General features: G+C 42.9%; 14 protein-coding genes. 5 read left to right on the top strand and 9 right to left on the bottom strand.

Features of this window, described 5'->3' with window-relative positions; translation table 11 throughout:
* Positions 1–27: 27 nt before the first annotated feature.
* The 4 genes from ACK1U4_RS02930 to ACK1U4_RS02915 all read right to left on the bottom strand — a co-directional run bounded on the left by ACK1U4_RS02930 (position 28) and on the right by ACK1U4_RS02915 (position 4,514).
* Entirely contained in the window at positions 28–663 is a 636-nt protein-coding gene (locus ACK1U4_RS02930) for a phosphoadenosine phosphosulfate reductase family protein (RefSeq protein WP_419400456.1), read from the bottom strand.
* A 175-nt stretch (positions 664–838) separates the two neighbouring features.
* The gene (locus ACK1U4_RS02925; RefSeq protein ID WP_419400457.1) at positions 839–1,411 is read right to left on the bottom strand and encodes a DUF934 domain-containing protein; all 573 of its coding nucleotides are present in this window, start codon (positions 1,409–1,411) and stop codon (positions 839–841) included.
* A 3-nt stretch (positions 1,412–1,414) separates the two neighbouring features.
* Positions 1,415–3,124: a nitrite/sulfite reductase gene (locus ACK1U4_RS02920; RefSeq protein WP_419400458.1), complete on the bottom strand. Its 1,710-nt coding sequence runs from the start codon at positions 3,122–3,124 to the stop codon at positions 1,415–1,417.
* 292 nt (positions 3,125–3,416) lie between these two features.
* On the bottom strand, positions 3,417–4,514 hold the full coding sequence (locus tag ACK1U4_RS02915; RefSeq protein WP_419400459.1) for a 3-deoxy-7-phosphoheptulonate synthase: 1,098 nt from the start codon (positions 4,512–4,514) through the stop codon (positions 3,417–3,419).
* Between the two features lie 309 nt (positions 4,515–4,823).
* On the opposite strand from ACK1U4_RS02915, the gene lpxB reads away from it, so the two are divergent.
* Positions 4,824–6,092, top strand: a complete 1,269-nt coding sequence (gene lpxB, locus ACK1U4_RS02910; protein WP_419400560.1) for a lipid-A-disaccharide synthase — start codon at positions 4,824–4,826, stop codon at positions 6,090–6,092.
* On the opposite strand, the gene ACK1U4_RS02905 is transcribed toward lpxB, so the two are convergent.
* Entirely contained in the window at positions 6,087–7,520 is a 1,434-nt protein-coding gene (locus tag ACK1U4_RS02905; protein WP_419400460.1) for an ABC1 kinase family protein, read from the bottom strand. The genes lpxB and ACK1U4_RS02905 overlap by 6 nt on opposite strands.
* A 278-nt stretch (positions 7,521–7,798) precedes the next feature.
* Here ACK1U4_RS02905 and ACK1U4_RS02900 point away from each other — a divergent pair, with 278 nt between their 5' ends.
* The gene (locus ACK1U4_RS02900; RefSeq protein WP_419400461.1) at positions 7,799–8,554 is read left to right on the top strand and encodes a hypothetical protein; all 756 of its coding nucleotides are present in this window, start codon (positions 7,799–7,801) and stop codon (positions 8,552–8,554) included.
* Here the strand turns inward: ACK1U4_RS02900 and hemW are convergent.
* Positions 8,551–9,696, bottom strand: a complete 1,146-nt coding sequence (hemW, locus tag ACK1U4_RS02895; protein WP_419400462.1) for a radical SAM family heme chaperone HemW — start codon at positions 9,694–9,696, stop codon at positions 8,551–8,553. The two genes, ACK1U4_RS02900 and hemW, sit on opposite strands and share 4 nt — an antisense overlap.
* A gap of 168 nt (positions 9,697–9,864) precedes the next feature.
* On the opposite strand from hemW, the gene ACK1U4_RS02890 reads away from it, so the two are divergent.
* Positions 9,865–10,848: a hypothetical protein gene (locus ACK1U4_RS02890; RefSeq protein WP_419400463.1), complete on the top strand. Its 984-nt coding sequence runs from the start codon at positions 9,865–9,867 to the stop codon at positions 10,846–10,848.
* A 166-nt stretch (positions 10,849–11,014) separates the two neighbouring features.
* Here ACK1U4_RS02890 and cysS read toward each other — a convergent pair whose 3' ends face one another.
* Entirely contained in the window at positions 11,015–12,445 is a 1,431-nt protein-coding gene (cysS, locus tag ACK1U4_RS02885; protein ID WP_419400464.1) for a cysteine--tRNA ligase, read from the bottom strand.
* A 497-nt stretch (positions 12,446–12,942) separates the two neighbouring features.
* Between cysS and ACK1U4_RS02880 the strand changes: the two genes are divergently transcribed.
* Both ACK1U4_RS02880 and ACK1U4_RS02875 read left to right on the top strand, forming a co-directional pair.
* Entirely contained in the window at positions 12,943–13,497 is a 555-nt protein-coding gene (locus ACK1U4_RS02880; RefSeq protein WP_419400465.1) for a cob(I)yrinic acid a,c-diamide adenosyltransferase, read from the top strand.
* A gap of 37 nt (positions 13,498–13,534) precedes the next feature.
* Complete coding sequence (locus ACK1U4_RS02875) at positions 13,535–14,158, top strand: LysE family translocator (protein ID WP_419400466.1); 624 nt, start codon at positions 13,535–13,537, stop codon at positions 14,156–14,158.
* Here the strand turns inward: ACK1U4_RS02875 and ACK1U4_RS02870 are convergent.
* Both ACK1U4_RS02870 and serS read right to left on the bottom strand, forming a co-directional pair.
* Positions 14,155–14,883, bottom strand: coding sequence for a sulfite exporter TauE/SafE family protein (locus ACK1U4_RS02870; protein ID WP_419400467.1), 729 nt, complete (start codon positions 14,881–14,883; stop codon positions 14,155–14,157). The two genes, ACK1U4_RS02875 and ACK1U4_RS02870, sit on opposite strands and share 4 nt — an antisense overlap.
* Positions 14,883–16,148 carry a serine--tRNA ligase gene (gene serS, locus ACK1U4_RS02865; protein ID WP_419400468.1) on the bottom strand — a complete coding sequence of 422 codons (1,266 nt, stop codon included), beginning with the start codon at positions 16,146–16,148 and terminating at the stop codon, positions 14,883–14,885. Before serS ends, ACK1U4_RS02870 begins: the two co-directional genes overlap by 1 nt.
* Positions 16,149–16,206: the final 58 nt, after the last annotated feature.

Genomic DNA, 16,206 nt, shown 5'->3' with positions numbered 1-16,206 from the left:
CCCCCTGCAACATCATTTAGACGTTAATTAAAGTTGCGTATGCAAGCCACACTCACGATTTTCTTCGACTTTGGTAGGGTCAAAGTAATCATGCTCATTCGGCAAGTTATTATCCGCTAGATACTTTTCCAAGTCGCTTTCTGTCCAATGGAATAACGGAGCGACTTTTAACACACCGTCTTTACTTTCTGATAGCACGTCTAGCGACTGGCGGAACTCGGTTTGGTCTTTACGAATGGCATTAATCCATACATCTGGGGCGATTTCTTTTAACGCACGTCCAAACGGCTCAAGCTTGACTTGCTCGGTAAATTTGGCATGAGCAGGGTTATTCACGCTTGGCACGCCATTAAACTCGACATCACGCCATTTGGCAGTTTGCTTTGGTAAATAAGTGATAACATTCAAGTTTAGGCGTTTGATAACCTCTTGGGCGTGGCGGTAGGTGGCATCGGTGTTGTAGCCAGAATCCACGAACAATACGGTGATATCAGGTTTTTGCTTGGCGACCATGTCCAGTAGCACGACTTCGTAAGGGCGGAAGTTGGTGGTGATAATGGGGTTTTTGCCTTGAGCTAATGCCCATGCTACGATTTGTTCGGCGGTTTTGCCGTTTAAGTCGGCATTGGCTTGGTCAAGGTCGATATTTAGTTGGTTGCTCATAACGCTATCCTATTCGTTTGTGATAGCTTATGCTAACCAATTAGGTTATGATTAAAAAATGATTTTAGATGATATCGTTATGAAGAAATGGAATGTAAGCGATTAGACTTCTAAATTTCGGCTGTTATTATAAAAAAAGCGAACCTTTCGATTCGCTTTTTTTACAACTCAAAAATCACTTCGCAAACATCGGCAACTGCCCCACATCTCGCCCTGTATAGCCATGTTTGATACCGTCAAAGTAGCCAAACCACGAGTCATCAAATTCCTTATTGTCAATTTGAAACTCGCTAAAGCCCACTTCCGCCAATAACTGCAAGGTATCTGGCAAAATATCGCCACTCGCTCGCAGGGTTAAATTGTCGTGAAATGCCGAATGTTGCACGATTTCTTGAGCTAGGCTATAGCCACGTCCGTCACGAAAGCCATGAAAATCAATGACAATCACATCTAACACAGGCAAAACTTTATTTAAGTCATCGCTAATGATTTGATAATCACTTGCCCCAGATAGCAGGATACCCAACTTTTTATCCGCTTTACGCTGACCGAGTGCCAGTAATCTATCGCCCTCAAGTTGCGGTTTTGGTGGATGTTTTTCGCTAAACTCAATCGGACGATAATCAATCAATAATTCGGTGGCATCGGCATAGTCACCAATTACTACATCATCAATGTGTTTATCATGAATACTGACAATGGCGGTTTTAACCTTATCAATGATTTGGGTTTTATTAATCAATGGCATGACTTATCCCTCAACCTTGTCAGCATTTTTATCACGATATACATGGGCTTTAAATGGCTCAATGCCAATCCGCTCGACCACTTCGGCAAAGGTTTCGTTACCAAAATCCGTGTCGGTGGTTTGGCGGTTTTTTAGGTAAACTTGCAAAATATCATCGACCGTTTCGGCAACCGCATCGACAGGCACAGATTTACCCAAAATTTCGCCCAATTTGGCATTTTCGCTTGACGTACCGCCCAACGAAATTTGATACCAATGTTCGCCTTTTTTATCCACGCCCAAAATCCCAATATCCGCCACATGGTGATGGGCACAGGCATTCATACAGCCCGACATATTAAGACGAATCTCGCCAATATCATGGACAAAATCCGCATCTTGGAAGTATTGATTGACTTGATTGACGATGTTGAGCGTACTGGCATTGGCAAGTGAGCAATAGTCAAACCCTGGGCAAGAAATGATGTCGGTGAGCAAGCCGATATTCGGACGAGCCAAATCATACTGCTTTAACACCTGCCAAACGGCATACACATCGGACAGTTTGACATCCGCCAATACCAAGTTTTGGTGGTGTGTGCCTCTCACTTCACCAAAACTGTATTTATCCGCCAACTCCGCCACCACACGCATTTGGGTCGATGTGATGTCGCCTGTGTCTTGCATAAAATGCTTGAGCGAAATCACCACAACATGATAGCCTTTGACCTTATGTTCACGGGTATTTTGGTTAAACCAACGCACAAACTCGGCATCATTAAAGTGATGATACAACTCAAGTTGGGTTTGGGCGAGTTCAACTTCACTAAAACTTTGATAATCAGGCGGTGGGAAAAAAGTGGTCGCATGGGCGATTTGCTCAAGGGTCAAGGTCAAAGCACCGTCTTTGTTGTGCTTTTCCCAGTCCGCCTCAACGACTTTGGTAAACTCTTCCGCTCCCATACTTTCGACCAAAATTTTGATACGAGCCTTGTATTTATTATCTCGTCTCCCGTATTGATTATAAATACGCAAGATAGAATCAAGATAAGATAACAAATGCACTTGCGGTAAAAACGCTCGAATGGTTTTACCAATCACAGGGGTACGCCCTAGCCCACCGCCCACGATGACTTCAAAACCAATTTCGCCTTGTTCATTTTTGACCAAATGCAAGCCGATATCGTGCAGTTGGCTCGCTGAACGGTCGGACTTTGTACCGATAACCGCAATTTTGAACTTGCGAGGCAAATAGGTAAATTCTGGGTGAAAGGTACTCCATTGACGGATGATTTCACAATACGGACGTGGGTCTGCCACTTCATCAGCAATCACGCCTGCAAACTGGTCGGTGGTGGTGTTGCGGATACAGTTGCCTGAAGTCTGAATGGCGTGCATTTGCACTGATGCCAATTCCGCCAAAATATCAGGCACTTGTTCAAGTTTGACCCAGTTAAACTGCATATTGGTGCGAGTGGTGATATGTCCGTAGCCACGGTCGTACTGCTCGCTGATGTCGGCAAGTTTACGCAACTGGTAGCTCGCCAGCAAACCATACGGCACGGCGACCCTAAGCATGGGGGCATGGCGTTGAACGTACAGTCCGTTCATCAGTCGCATGGGGAGAAATTCTTCTTCGGACAGCTCACCTGCCAAAAAACGTTGGGTTTGGTCACGAAACTGTGCCACTCGGTCATCAACAAGCTGTTGGTCGATGGCGTTATATTGGTACATGGGGTTTATCCTGTGCTTTTTGCAATTTTTAACTTGCTTATCATAAAGGCTAGTGATGATTTTGCTAAATTCCAAATCCATATAAGCATATCAATATAAGGCATTTATTGGCATAAAAAAACGCCAATTAAAAAATTAGCGTTTAATTTTTAAGCTGTTCCCAATCTCGCAATTCACGCAACATTTCCACGCCTGTTGAATCTTGATTGGGCGTTTTATCACGGAAATTTTTTAGGGCATGGCGTACCAATTCGACTTTATAATTTTTAAAGTTTAAAATAAACCATTCAATTTAATCATTTAATTCACGAGTTGGCAACACATCTTTCACCGCATCACGCAAATCGTGCATGGCTTTGACCGTCATATCCCAATCAATACAACCATCGGTAATCGACTTGCCATATTCTAACTTTGACAAATCAGCCGTTAAATCTTGACGACCACCTTTTAGGTGGCTTTCTACCATCATACCAATGATGGAGCGATTGCCATTTTTGATTTGCTCGGCAATGTTTTGAATCACCATTGGCTGTAAATACGGGTCTTTGTTTGAATTGGCATGGCTAGAATCGACCATGATTTTGCCAGATACTTTACCTTTTGCTAGTTCATTTTCGGCTTGGGCGACTGCGGTAGCGTCATAATTGGGTTTACCATTGCCACCACGAAGCACCACATGGGCATAAGGGTTGCCTTTGGATTTGATAATGGCAACTTTACCATCGGCTGCCAAGCCCAAAAAGCTATGCCCAAATTTCACCGCCTGCATAGCATTGACAGCGACTGTCATACCGCCATCTGTACCGTTTTTGAAGCCAACAGGACAAGATAGACCCGATGACATTTCACGATGCGTTTGGCTTTCGGTGGTTCTTGCCCCAATCGCTGACCAGCTAATCAAATCCTGCATATATTGTGGTGTGTTGGGGTCAAGGGCTTCAGTGGCACAGGGCAAGCCTTTTTCATTCAGTTCAAGGAGCAGTTTACGAGCCGTGTACAAGCCTTTATTGATGTCAAAGCTATCATTCAAATCTGGGTCATTGATTAAGCCTTTCCAACCCACGGTCGTACGAGGTTTTTCAAAGTACACACGCATGACGATATAGATGCTGTCTTCGATTTCTTTGGCAAGCACAGCCAGTTTATCGGCATATTCATGGGCGGCGGTAACATCGTGAATTGAGCAAGGTCCGATGACCATCAATAAGCGTTTATCTTTACCATCAAGGATATTTCGCACGGTTTCACGACCTTGGGTGACGGTGTCGATGGCTTTTTGGCTTAAAGGTAGTTGGGTTTTGAGTTCCGCAGGGGTGACGAGCGGTAAAATTGCTTCAAGGTTCACATTATCTACATTAGCAATATCAGTTTGGGCAAAAGTTGTCATAATACTCACAAATCATTGGGTTAAACTTTTAAACAATCACTATAAACCAAATGTTTTATAATGTCATTAATAGATTCAAGGTAAAAGCCTACTTTTAGTTAGCCTATGGATAAAAATTTTTCGTTAACCAGTTTTGTATAGTATAACAAATAAAGTATCAATATACTAGTACAAAATAACAAAATACTGAAAAAATTGGATAGTTGATTTTACATTTGAAGGGTTTGGCTTTACAATCTAATGAATTGACAAAATTTACCACATAAGGACACTACTTTTACCATGACTTCCCACCCCTCATCTGCTGATATGCCAGAGGCGAATGCCTATCCAACCGCCAAGCCAATCACGGTACGTCCATTGGTGATTGGTATTGTGGCAGGCGAGGTGTCTGGCGATGCGTTGGGGGCGGACTTGATGCGACAGATGAATAATATCCGTGATGATATTATTTGGGTCGGTGTCGGCGGTAGCCAAATGCAGGGACAGGGGCTGACTTCGGTAATTGATATGTCACGCCTTGCGGTGATGGGGCTGGTTGAGGTGCTAAAGCATTTGCCTGATTTATTTAGGGCAAAAGATGAAATTTTGGCGGAATTTGATAAGCATAATATTGATATGTTTATTGGCATTGATGCCCCAGATTTTAATCTACGCTTAGGCGAACGCCTCAAGGCTCAAGGTGTGTATTGCGTGCAGTATGTCAGCCCCTCGATTTGGGCGTGGCGTGAGGGACGAATTGAAAAAATCAAACGTGCGACTCATTTGGTGCTGTGTCTGTTTCCATTTGAGTTGCCTGTGTATCGCAAGCATCACCACCCTGCGATATGCGTGGGGCATTCGCTCTTACACACGCTTGACCCCAATTTGACCCAAACCCCCATCCAAGAACTTCGCCGTGAGCTGATTTGGGACAATGACGAGTTACGTCAATTTTTTACCAAGCATACCGACCAAGAGATGAGTCATTTGATTGCGGTGATGCCCGGTTCTCGGCGAGGTGAAATTAGTGCGATTTTACCGATGATGCTCGAAAGTATCAGAAAAATGTTAATTATTGATAATAAACTGTTTTTTATCATTCCCACGGTCAATCGCAATCATCATGGTATTGTATCGGCGTATTTAGAAACCCAAAGCGACAGCGTTCGCCATCATACGGTGGTATGTTGTGATGAGTCGCAAGCGAATTTTAGCCAACAAGTAATGGCTTGTTCAGATTTGATTTTGCTTGCATCTGGGACGGCAACGCTTGAAGCGATGTTGTTGGGTCGCCCAATGGTGGTGGTGTATGTGATGAAAAATTTGACCTATCAGCTTGCCAAGCGTTTGGTAAAAGTGCCTTATGTGGCGTTGCCGAATATTTTGGCAGGGCGTGAGATTGTGCCTGAGTTGATTCAACAAGAGGCGAGTGCAGAGAATATTAGTCGGATTGTTAGTCAGACCTTAACGCAAAAAAATTACCATAAGCAGTTGCGGGATTTACGCCAAACGACTGCATGGCTACGTGAGCAAAGTAATGTCAATCCTGCGTTTGCGGTGATTGATGGGTGGCTTGAATGGCAAAAAGGGTCATAACAAAAACCCTTTTATCAAATCCCTTGCATCCGTTTTCGCCCCAAGCACCGTCATAAAGGTATAAGCCCCAATAAATTTACGGCTAATAAACATAAACTCTTTGGGTGGTACGCTAAACGCCTTAGAAGTCGCTGACTTGCCTGCCAACTGAATCACACGATTGTGTAAATCGCTATTTGCCCACACATAATTGCCCTCGCTATCCAATGCCTCTGGCGGAATGGTGGGGTTGAGTTGAGGTAAACTAAACGGCTCACTGGCAAGCAAAAACAACTCCGCCATATTGTCACGAATTTGGGCGTTCATCTCAGCAAAAAATGCAAAATGCTCACCTGCCTTGTCAATCGCATTCAACATTGCCGACTTATCATGGTAAAATCCTGCGTGCAAAAATCCTTGTGCGATGCTTAATAACGGCTCATCAAACTGGCGAATCGCCCCAAAATCTAGCAAGACTAATTGGTCAACAGGTTCGGCATTTTGCTCATCGCTATTTTCGTGAGTATTTTCAGCAAGGCGAATCAAATAATTGCCAAAATTGGGGTCAGTCTGCATATCGCCCCATTCAAAAATCTCTCGGAGCATAATCTCAATCGAGGCTTCACCGATACGATTTCGCCGTGCTTGTGACAGCCCAAATACTCGCTCATCCAAAATCGACACGCCCTGCTCATAGCTCATGGTCATCAAGCGAGCCGTGCTGTATTGCGGATAGATTTTGGCGACCACATAGCGGTTATCATTGGCTAATCGCTGATAAAACTTTTGCGTGGTGTTGGCTTCGGCAGTGTAATCAACCTCATGGTGCAACAGGTCACGAATTTCTTCAAACCACTCATCAAGTTCACGAGTTTGTGGTACGACATTGGTGACTTTTAACAAGTGTCTAAATAACGCCAAGTCACTGTCGATTGCTTCGCTGATATTAGGATATTGCACCTTGAGGGCGACTTGTTCGCCTGTGGCTTTGAGGGTGGCTTTATGCACTTGAGCCAGTGACGCTGTGCCGATGGGTGTGGGGTCAATGTCAAAATCATGGATTTTTTCACCCAATTCACGAATGATAGCCGATTCGATAATCGGATAAGCAAAAGCGGTGGTTTGTGCGTTAAGGGTTTGTAGGGCTTCGGTGATTTCTGGGGGCAGAAAATGCTCGCCATATAGGGCTAACATTTGACCGATTTTGACGACAGAACCTTTGAGTTTGCCCAGTTCATCGACAAGGTATTGGGCTTGCTCACGCATAAAGGCTTGTTTTTGGACGGCTTTTTCTTCTTTGGATTTGAACAAACCAAACGCACTGTTTGTCGCCCAACGTCTGCCGATATTGAGTGAGGCTTTGGCAATGGATAGCCTACGGTCAAGGGCGGAGGTTTTTAGTTGGTCAAGTGGCTGATTTGAGGCGGTTGCCACGTTTTCATGGGTCATGTCAGTCTGTCCAAAACATAAAAAAAGCAAACCATTTTAACATGATTTGCTGTTTTTTGCCTGTGTTTGATTTTGTCTAATTTTCAAAATCCACATTCAGAAACCATTGATTGGCTTGTAATTTAATCGCATTTAGAGTCTCATGTCATTTAGGCTAATCACACCTGTTACTAAATTCTGATAAAATAACATTTATAACAATATTTTGAAAAATTATTAACGTTCTTACTTAATGTTATATCCAATAAATTTTTGATAAACTGCTATAGGGTAACATCATGGCTGATAAAAAAATAACGATAACACCAATGCTACAACAAAAAAAATTTTCAAAAAGTTATGCTAAAACATTGGCATTGCTGACTATTGTATCGCTATTTGCCATCAATTTATTGCCTTCAATCACATCCGAACCCAGTCAAATTATCATTTCAGATAATGCCTATAGCCAATGCAAATTTAACCAAGCATTGCAACACGCCCAACGATTAGGATTAACCGTAGAAAATACCGACAGATTTGGTTGGTATAATTTTATTGGTAAACAACAAGCCGTCAATGAATTTCAACAATGGTTTTTTAGCCGTGACAAACAATCTACCACTGATGATATACACACCCAAACTTGTCAAGTCCATCATTTACGCCAATTGGCTAAAAATGCCAAACCAGCACTAATGCCGTATATTCCTGATAATGCCGATTATGTCAGTTACCATCCAACCCAAAATAAAGCCGTTTATTGTCATTACAAATTCTCAAATGTGAGTTTAAGTGGTGATAAACCAAACGCCAATATCGGCTCACAGTGCGAGTTTTTGACGATGGAATATAACCAAGTCGTGAGTTATGACATTTCAGATATGGAACGCAATAATATTGATGGTTGGAAAAATAATCGCTATTACCCTTATGACATTTATCAAGCAAATTCGTATGTCGCAAAATGGGAAGACAAACCAACGAGTTATTTTGGCTTTCAGCTTTTGACCGCAATTAATTATGCTAACTTTGGCATTGGGCAAAATTATTAATCGGCTAAAAACTCTGATATCACTTGATTTAAAAACAAGAAACCTTGCTCACTGCATTTCACATTGTCAGTGGTTAAATCAATCAAGCCACGCTTTTGCAAGTCAATGAGTGTAGGCTCAACCACTTGCCAATCAAGCCCTGTCCGCTCATGCCAATACACCTTTGGCACGCCATCTTTCAGCCGTAAGCCATTCATCATAAACTCAAATGGCAAATCATCATTGGCAATCGCTTGCCAACCAATCGGCGATTGATTATTCAAATAATCTTTTGGCAGGCGAGATTTGCTAAAGCGAAAAATACCATCCACTGTCGTTACTTTACCATGAGCCCCTGCCCCAATCGCCAAATAATCACCAAATTGCCAATAATTAACATTATGTCGGCTAGGCTGTGGGTGGTCTGATTTTGTCCAAGCGGATACTTCGTACTGTCGAAAGCCATTGGCAATCAATAAATCCGACCCTTGCTCAAAAATATCTACCAAGATGTCATCATCAGGCAATACAGGTGTATTACGATAAAAAACGGTATTCGGCTCAATCGTCAGTTGATACCATGAAATATGCGACACGCCCAAATCAATGGCTTGTTGCAAATCTGCCAACGCCTCACTGAGTGACTGATTGGGTAAGCCGTGCATCAAATCGACATTTAACCGCTTAAACCCTGCCTTTTGAGCATTGCTAATCGCCTCTATCGCTTGTGAGGGGTTATGAATCCGCCCCAGTTTTTGTAACTTTTCACTGGCAAAGCTTTGCACGCCCAAGGATAAACGATTGATACCCACCGCCAGATAATCCGCAAAAGGGGCGTGTTCTACCGTTGCAGGGTTGGCTTCCATGGTGATTTCGCAATCATCGCTTAATTTTAACAAGCCACGAACCCCATCAAACAAGGTCTGATAATTGGCAATCGGTAGCAGTGAAGGCGTTCCCCCACCGATAAAAATTGAGCTGATTTGTCGCCCTTGTACATACGGCAACTGGCTCACCAAATCTGCAAGCAGTGCCGATATGTAGCCATCAAAGTCGATTGGGGCTTGGCTTTCGTGGGAATTAAAATCACAATAGGGGCATTTTTTGACGCACCAAGGGATGTGAATATATAAGGATAAAGGAATGTCTGTCGGTATTAACATAGGGGGCGCGATTGAAATGGCTGTAAGGACGATAACGTCAAAAGGGTCAATGAAAATCGCATCAGCCACTCGATTTTGTGGTTGCTATTTTCTATACTTAAAAAACGAATAATGGTAGCATATCCCAACATATTAATTTACTGTTTTTAAGTGTTTTAAGGATTATCCATGTCAAAGTTTAACCAATTTTTATTACCCATGACCTTATGTATGGGTTTATCCGCTTGCGGTGGCTCAGGCAGTGAAACCGTTGACAAAGGTCTGAATAATATCAATGACGCCTACAAAAACATCGAAGCCAAGCTAACCAATAAAGAAAAAAGCATGGCAGAAATCCTAAAAGGCATTTTTTTGCCAGAAGAAAGCCTTGATAATTTCTTGGATAAAATCACCCCAGAAGGTGGTAAAGGTGGGCTGTATGTCGGTTATTTTGTTGAAGATAATGACAACGATACCAAAGACAGCGATATCGGTGCGGTGTACTTTGATATAGGTAAGGATTTTGCCTCATCTGTGTACGGGCAAATGAGCTATCAACAAAAAACCTGCCAAGCCAGCAACCTGTTAACCAGTAACAATATCTCTGTCAAAACTGATGAAGCGATTGGCGGAGCTTTCTCAGGTACGCTTGACCCTGCGACAGCCTTTGATAATGCAGTTTTGAAGTTTTTGCAATTTGATAAACTCAAAACCACGGTATCAGGTATGCCTTTTAATGGTCAATACGATGATAAAACCGACAGTTGGAATGGACAATACACCTACGCTGTGGGATTGGACTTCGGTAAAGAGCTATTTTCCAATAATGACGGCTGTGATGTGCGTTATACCTTGAGTGATAAGGGCGATTTTCATATACATCCGCTTAATTACAAACTGGGTACATTGAATCTCAAGCTCAGCGGTACAGGTAGCACCACTAACCTAAACTGGACTACCCCAAGCGACACCGCCTATACCTTGGTAAGCCAAATCAATGTCGATAAAGCAACCAATCATCAAACAGGCTTTGTACGTACCAATCAGATGACCTATGGCAATACCTTTACGCCATTTATTGACAGTAGCAAAGCCAACTATGCGTTTGTTGTGCAAACCTTTGACAGCCAAAATCGTTTGACAGGCTTCCAAGCGATTGTTCAAGATTTATAACGATAACACTTACACATTTGCATAAACGGTAGGTTGGGTTGAGCATGTAAAACCCAACATTATCAACCAAAGTTCTCAAAAAGTTAGGTTAGGTATCATCCTTCGACCCAACCTAACTATGGTGTTTTTACATAAACTTTACAAATACCTGTATGCAATACACCAATCACACTCTACGCCACGTTGTGCCATTTTTACCATCTTCCAACTCAACCCCTTGAGCCTTCAAATCATTACGAATTTGGTCAGCTTTGGCAAAGTCTTTATCGGCTTTGGCTTTTTTGCGAGCTTCTATTAACGCATCGATATCGCTATCGCTTAAACCATCATTTTCCCCAATTTGGGCTTGTAAAAACGCCATTGGCTCAAGTTGCAAGATATTCAGTGGTTTTGCCAAATCTTTCAATAAATTCGCCAAAGCCACCGCTTGAGCATTGCCCTCGGTAGTTGCAAGGTTCACCGCTTTGTTTATATCACGAGCCAACCCAAACAACACGCTGATTGCCCCTGCACTATTAAAATCATCGCACATGGCTTGATTAAATGGCGTTTCGAACGCTGTTTTATCAATCTCGCCTGCCTGCTCGGTCAAACTTTCTACCGATTTTAGGGCTTGATAAAGGCGTGTCAAACTGGTGTGCGATTCTTTGAGTGCCATGTCCGAAAAATTGACAGGACTGCGGTAATGACTGGACAGGATAAAAAAGCGAATGGTTTCTGGGTGAAACAATTTTCTCACATCACGAATGGTAAAAAAGTTGCCCAATGACTTGGACATCTTCTCGCCATCGACATTGATAAACCCCACGTGCATCCAGTTATTGGCGTAAGTTTTGCCAGTCGCCCCCTCAGATTGGGCGATTTCGTTTTCGTGGTGTGGGAACTGCAAATCATGCCCACCGCCATGAATATCAAAAGTTTCACCCAAACAGCAGGTACTCATCGCCGAGCATTCGATATGCCACCCAGGGCGACCGATACCCCACGGTGATTGCCAATTGGGTTCGCTTGGCTTGGCGGATTTCCATAGCACAAAGTCAAACGGATTCTTTTTATCGGTTTCGACTGTTACTCGTTCGCTTGCCCCTGCCTGCATATCGGCAAGTTTGCGTTTTGACAGTTTGCCATAATCAGCAAAATTTTCGACCGCATAATACACATCCCCTGTTGAGCCTTTATAAGCCAAGTTTTTGCTTTCAAGGGTTTGAATTAGATTTTGCATTTGTGGAATAAAGTCGGTCGCTTTCGGCTCGCTATTGGGACGCACACAGCCCAACGCATCGGCATCTTCGTGCATTGCCTCGATAAAACGAGCGGTTAATTCATGGATAGTTTCGCCATTTTCATTGGCACGGTTGATGATTTTATCGTCAATGTCGGTGATATTTCGCACATAATTGACCTCGTAGCCTGCGTGTCTTAGCCAACGCACCACCACATCAAAGCCCACCATGACCCGTGCGTGACCGATATGACAGTAGTCATACACCGTCATGCCACACACATACATACCGACTTTGCCAGCTTGTAGGGGTGTGAAAGGGCGTTTTTGTCCGCTCATGGAGTCATAAATTTGAATGGGCATGGGTTGGTTCATGGTTTTGCCTTTACGGTTGATTTAATGGTCTATAATCAATGTTGATATAACATAACATTAAGAGGCTTATCATACCTAAATTTGTCAAAAAGTGCTATGATTACAAAAAATCTGATGCAATGAGAATGATGGAAAATTTATTTTTACTGGATTTAGCTGAAGTTTAACAGTATAAGTATTTTAAGGATTTAAAAAACCTAATAGCCTGTATTCATTAAACAAAAATTACTGCTGTAGGGTGGGTTAGCGAATGCGTAACCCACCCTACAAGTTGCTTAAATTTTACTGTCAGTACAGGTTCAATGTAAGACTGTACGCAATCAGATAATTTTAAAATAAAATATTCTCAAGGTAAGGTGCGTCATACGCACCTATTGAAGGTATTGTTTTTGAATGGTGCGTAGAACGCACCTTACGAATGTAAATTTATTTAAAATCATGGATTTATCAATGTTAATTATTATATCGAACGCAGATTAATTAAAGGCAAACCAAAGATGGGCAATCGTTTATCAAAAATCTACACACGCACAGGTGATGATGGTACAACAGGCATGGCAGACGGCTCACGCATTAGCAAAGCCGATTTACGCTTTGATACAATGGGTAAGATTGATTTATTAAACTCACAAATCGGTCTATTGCGTGGTTATCTCACCCAAGCCAACCATCCCCAATTCGACAATTTACTCAGCCGTATCCAACACCAACTATTTAACTTGGGCGGTGAGCTTGCCATGCCTGAATACAAGGCGATTCAAGCGGATGACATCACCACACTTGAGCAACAAATTGACGACTGGAACGACAGTTTACCTTACCTTAAAGAGTTTATTTTACCTGCTGGCTCGATTGCGACCAGTCAAGTGCATATTGCTCGTTGTTTAGCTCGAGATAGTGAGCGTTTATTGGTTAGCCTGCATCAACGAGATGGCAATGTGTCGGCAATAAGCTTACAGTTTATCAATCGTTTATCCGATTGGCTGTTTGTCTTAGCTCGTGTAGTGGCACGGCTAGATGGTGGTCAAGAAGTGCTTTGGCAAAAATTTTAGCAAAAACAATCACAAATAACACCCTTGGCAATAACCAATGACACTTGATAATTTTTTATGGTATTTATTGAGTACCTGTTTTATTTCCGCCACCCCCGGTTCAAACATGATTTTAGCATTTCAATTTGGGCTAAATTATGGGGTGAAAAAAACCTTATGGACGTTAGCAGGGCTAAGTTTTGGGCTGTTTATATTGCTGACCATTTCGCTATTGGGATTGGGATTTATCAATCAACAAGCTCCTGTGTTATTGACCGTGGTCAAAGTCTTGGGGGCATTGTATTTGGGCTATCTTGGGCTACAAGCATGGCGACACGCCAGCCAACCATTGGGCGAACATGAGCAACAGGTGATACCTACACCTTGGCAGTTATTCAAAACAGGGATATTGGTGTCGTTATCGAATCCCAAAGCGATTTTGTTTTTTGCGGCATTTTTTCCCAAGTTTATCAACTTTTCTGCCCCACTCGCACCGCAATACCTTTGGCTTACCGTGGGATTTTTTGCCATCGAAACCACTTGGCAACTGATTTATACCATGAGTGGCAAGCAATTGGCGAGATGGCTGAATACAGGCAATCGTTTAATGTGGCTCAATCGCTTGTGTGGAGGAATTTTCATTATGATTGCGGTGGCGTTGATAGTGGACGTATTGCATTAAATCCAATGCTTTATCACAATATCCACGATTAATTTCACCGCCAATAAGGTCAGCAGATAAGGCAACAAGGTTTTAAGCCAATCCAAACGGATATGATGACGCAGTTTTGTGCCAAGCCATGAGCCGAGCGTTGCCATCACTACCATCATCACCAGTAATTGCCAATATTCCTTAAAGTCAAACCCCATACTGATATACACCAATAATTTAGCGGTATGCACCACCGTCATCATCAACGCCCCTGTGGTGACGACCACATGATTATCAGTATAATGTTTGTTCAATACGGCAATATTCAGTGGGCCGGGTGTGCCAACAAACACGCCTAACCCTGTCTGTATCAATCCCACCAAAAAGAAACTTTCAAAACGGCGTATCAGTTGGTTAAACTTATCCGACCAAGTAATCAGCAAAATATACACGCCAATAAATAACGGTACAAATGCAAGCTGAACAAAGCGAATCATCACGCCAAAAATCAGTAGCCCCAACAGCGAGCCTGCAAAAAACTGCCAAAAATACTTAAAATCCAAACCATCTCGCCCAAACCAAGCCCGTGTACCATTACTGACCAATTGGGTGACCGCATGCACAGGTACAATCGCTGGGGCAGGCATAAACAATGGCATTAACCCAATCAAAATCATCCCCCCACCCACGCCAGTGACAGCGGTAAGGGCAGAGGTCAAAAGATTGGCAATTGCCAATAATACATCATTGAGCATTACCCAATTTTATCCACTTTCATATACGGACGTAGCACTTCTGGGACAGTAATCGTACCATCGGCATTTTGGTAATTTTCCATAATTGCAAGTAAAGTACGACCGACTGCCAAACCAGAACCGTTTAGCGTATGCACCAATTCGGTTTTTTTGCCGTCTTTAAAACGTGCCTGCATACGGCGAGCTTGGAAATCCCCACAGTTTGAACAGCTTGAAATCTCACGGTAAGTATCTTGGCTTGGCAACCATACTTCGATATCATAAGTCTTGACCGCCCCAAAGCCCATATCACCGCCACATAGCATAATCACACGGTATGGCAAGCCAAGCTGTTGCAAAATATACTCGGCTTGAGCCGTCATGTCTTCGAGTGCTTGCATGGAGGTATCAGGATGGACGATTTGCACCATTTCGACTTTTTCAAACTGATGTTGACGAATCAAACCACGAGTATCACGCCCTGCACTGCCTGCTTCGCTACGAAAACAAGGCGTATGAGCGGTGACTTTAATCGGTAATTGCTCTGGGGTCAAAATCACATCACGTACACTGTTGGTCAGTGGCACTTCAGAGGTTGGAATGAGATAGTATTCTTTTTCACCACGTAATTTGAATAAATCTTCTTCAAACTTCGGCAGTTGCCCTGTGCCTTGTAGGCTGTCGGCATTGACCATATACGGCACATACATTTCGATAAAACCAAATTTTTCGGTATGGGTGTCTAGCATAAACTGGATTAATGCTCGGTTTAGCCGTGCTAATTGACCTTTTAACACGCTAAAACGGCTACCTGTTAGCTTGGATGCCATTTCAAAATCCAATTGCCCCAAGCCCTCGCCAATGTCGGTATGGTCTTTGATATCAAAATCAAATTGGCGTGGCTCACCCCATTTACGCATTTCCACATTGTCATTTTCATCTTTGCCCTCTGGCACTTCATCGGCTGGCAAGTTAGGGATTGCCAATGACGCTTCGCTGATTTTATCTTGTAGGGCTTTTAGCTCGTCTTCGGCTTGCTTCATATCACCGCTGATGACCTGCATTTGAGCCATCAATTCATCGGTATTTTCGCCATTGCGTTTCATTTCACCGACTTTTTTTGCCCCTGCATTTTTTTGGGCTTGCAAATCTTCGGTTTTGACTTGAATGGCTTTGCGTTTTTCTTCTACGTCTTGCCAAAAGGCTTTATCAAGGGTGTAGCCACGTTTGGCAAGTTTGGTGGCAATGCCGTCAAGGTCGGTACGCAATAATTTTGGGTCAATCATAACAATTCCTAAAGTTTATCAATCAACAAATCCCCCTTATCATAGCAAGAATGACGCT

It is taken from the genome of Moraxella sp. TY6 (genome assembly GCF_048551375.1).
In the GTDB taxonomy this organism is placed as follows: domain Bacteria; phylum Pseudomonadota; class Gammaproteobacteria; order Pseudomonadales; family Moraxellaceae; genus Faucicola.
Note: the sequence above shows the minus strand (reverse complement) of the source record. Positions and strands in the feature narration are given on the sequence as shown.

Bases quoted from the DNA above. Each gene is read 5' to 3' on its own strand.
- ACK1U4_RS02905 (WP_419400460.1), bottom strand. From the start codon at position 7,520: ATGACCCATGAAAACGTGGCAACCGCCTCAAATCAGCCACTTGACCAA.
- ACK1U4_RS02890 (WP_419400463.1), top strand. From the start codon at position 9,865: ATGTCAAAGTTTAACCAATTTTTATTACCCATGACCTTATGTATGGGT.
- ACK1U4_RS02920 (WP_419400458.1), bottom strand. From the start codon at position 3,124: ATGTACCAATATAACGCCATCGACCAACAGCTTGTTGATGACCGAGTG.
- ACK1U4_RS02875 (WP_419400466.1), top strand. From the start codon at position 13,535: ATGACACTTGATAATTTTTTATGGTATTTATTGAGTACCTGTTTTATT.
- ACK1U4_RS02930 (WP_419400456.1), bottom strand. From the start codon at position 663: ATGAGCAACCAACTAAATATCGACCTTGACCAAGCCAATGCCGACTTA.
- cysS (WP_419400464.1), bottom strand. From the start codon at position 12,445: ATGAACCAACCCATGCCCATTCAAATTTATGACTCCATGAGCGGACAA.
- ACK1U4_RS02900 (WP_419400461.1), top strand. From the start codon at position 7,799: ATGGCTGATAAAAAAATAACGATAACACCAATGCTACAACAAAAAAAA.
- ACK1U4_RS02880 (WP_419400465.1), top strand. From the start codon at position 12,943: ATGGGCAATCGTTTATCAAAAATCTACACACGCACAGGTGATGATGGT.
- ACK1U4_RS02870 (WP_419400467.1), bottom strand. From the start codon at position 14,883: ATGCTCAATGATGTATTATTGGCAATTGCCAATCTTTTGACCTCTGCC.
- ACK1U4_RS02915 (WP_419400459.1), bottom strand. From the start codon at position 4,514: ATGACAACTTTTGCCCAAACTGATATTGCTAATGTAGATAATGTGAAC.
- serS (WP_419400468.1), bottom strand. From the start codon at position 16,148: ATGATTGACCCAAAATTATTGCGTACCGACCTTGACGGCATTGCCACC.
- hemW (WP_419400462.1), bottom strand. From the start codon at position 9,696: ATGTTAATACCGACAGACATTCCTTTATCCTTATATATTCACATCCCT.
- ACK1U4_RS02925 (WP_419400457.1), bottom strand. From the start codon at position 1,411: ATGCCATTGATTAATAAAACCCAAATCATTGATAAGGTTAAAACCGCC.
- lpxB (WP_419400560.1), top strand. From the start codon at position 4,824: ATGCCAGAGGCGAATGCCTATCCAACCGCCAAGCCAATCACGGTACGT.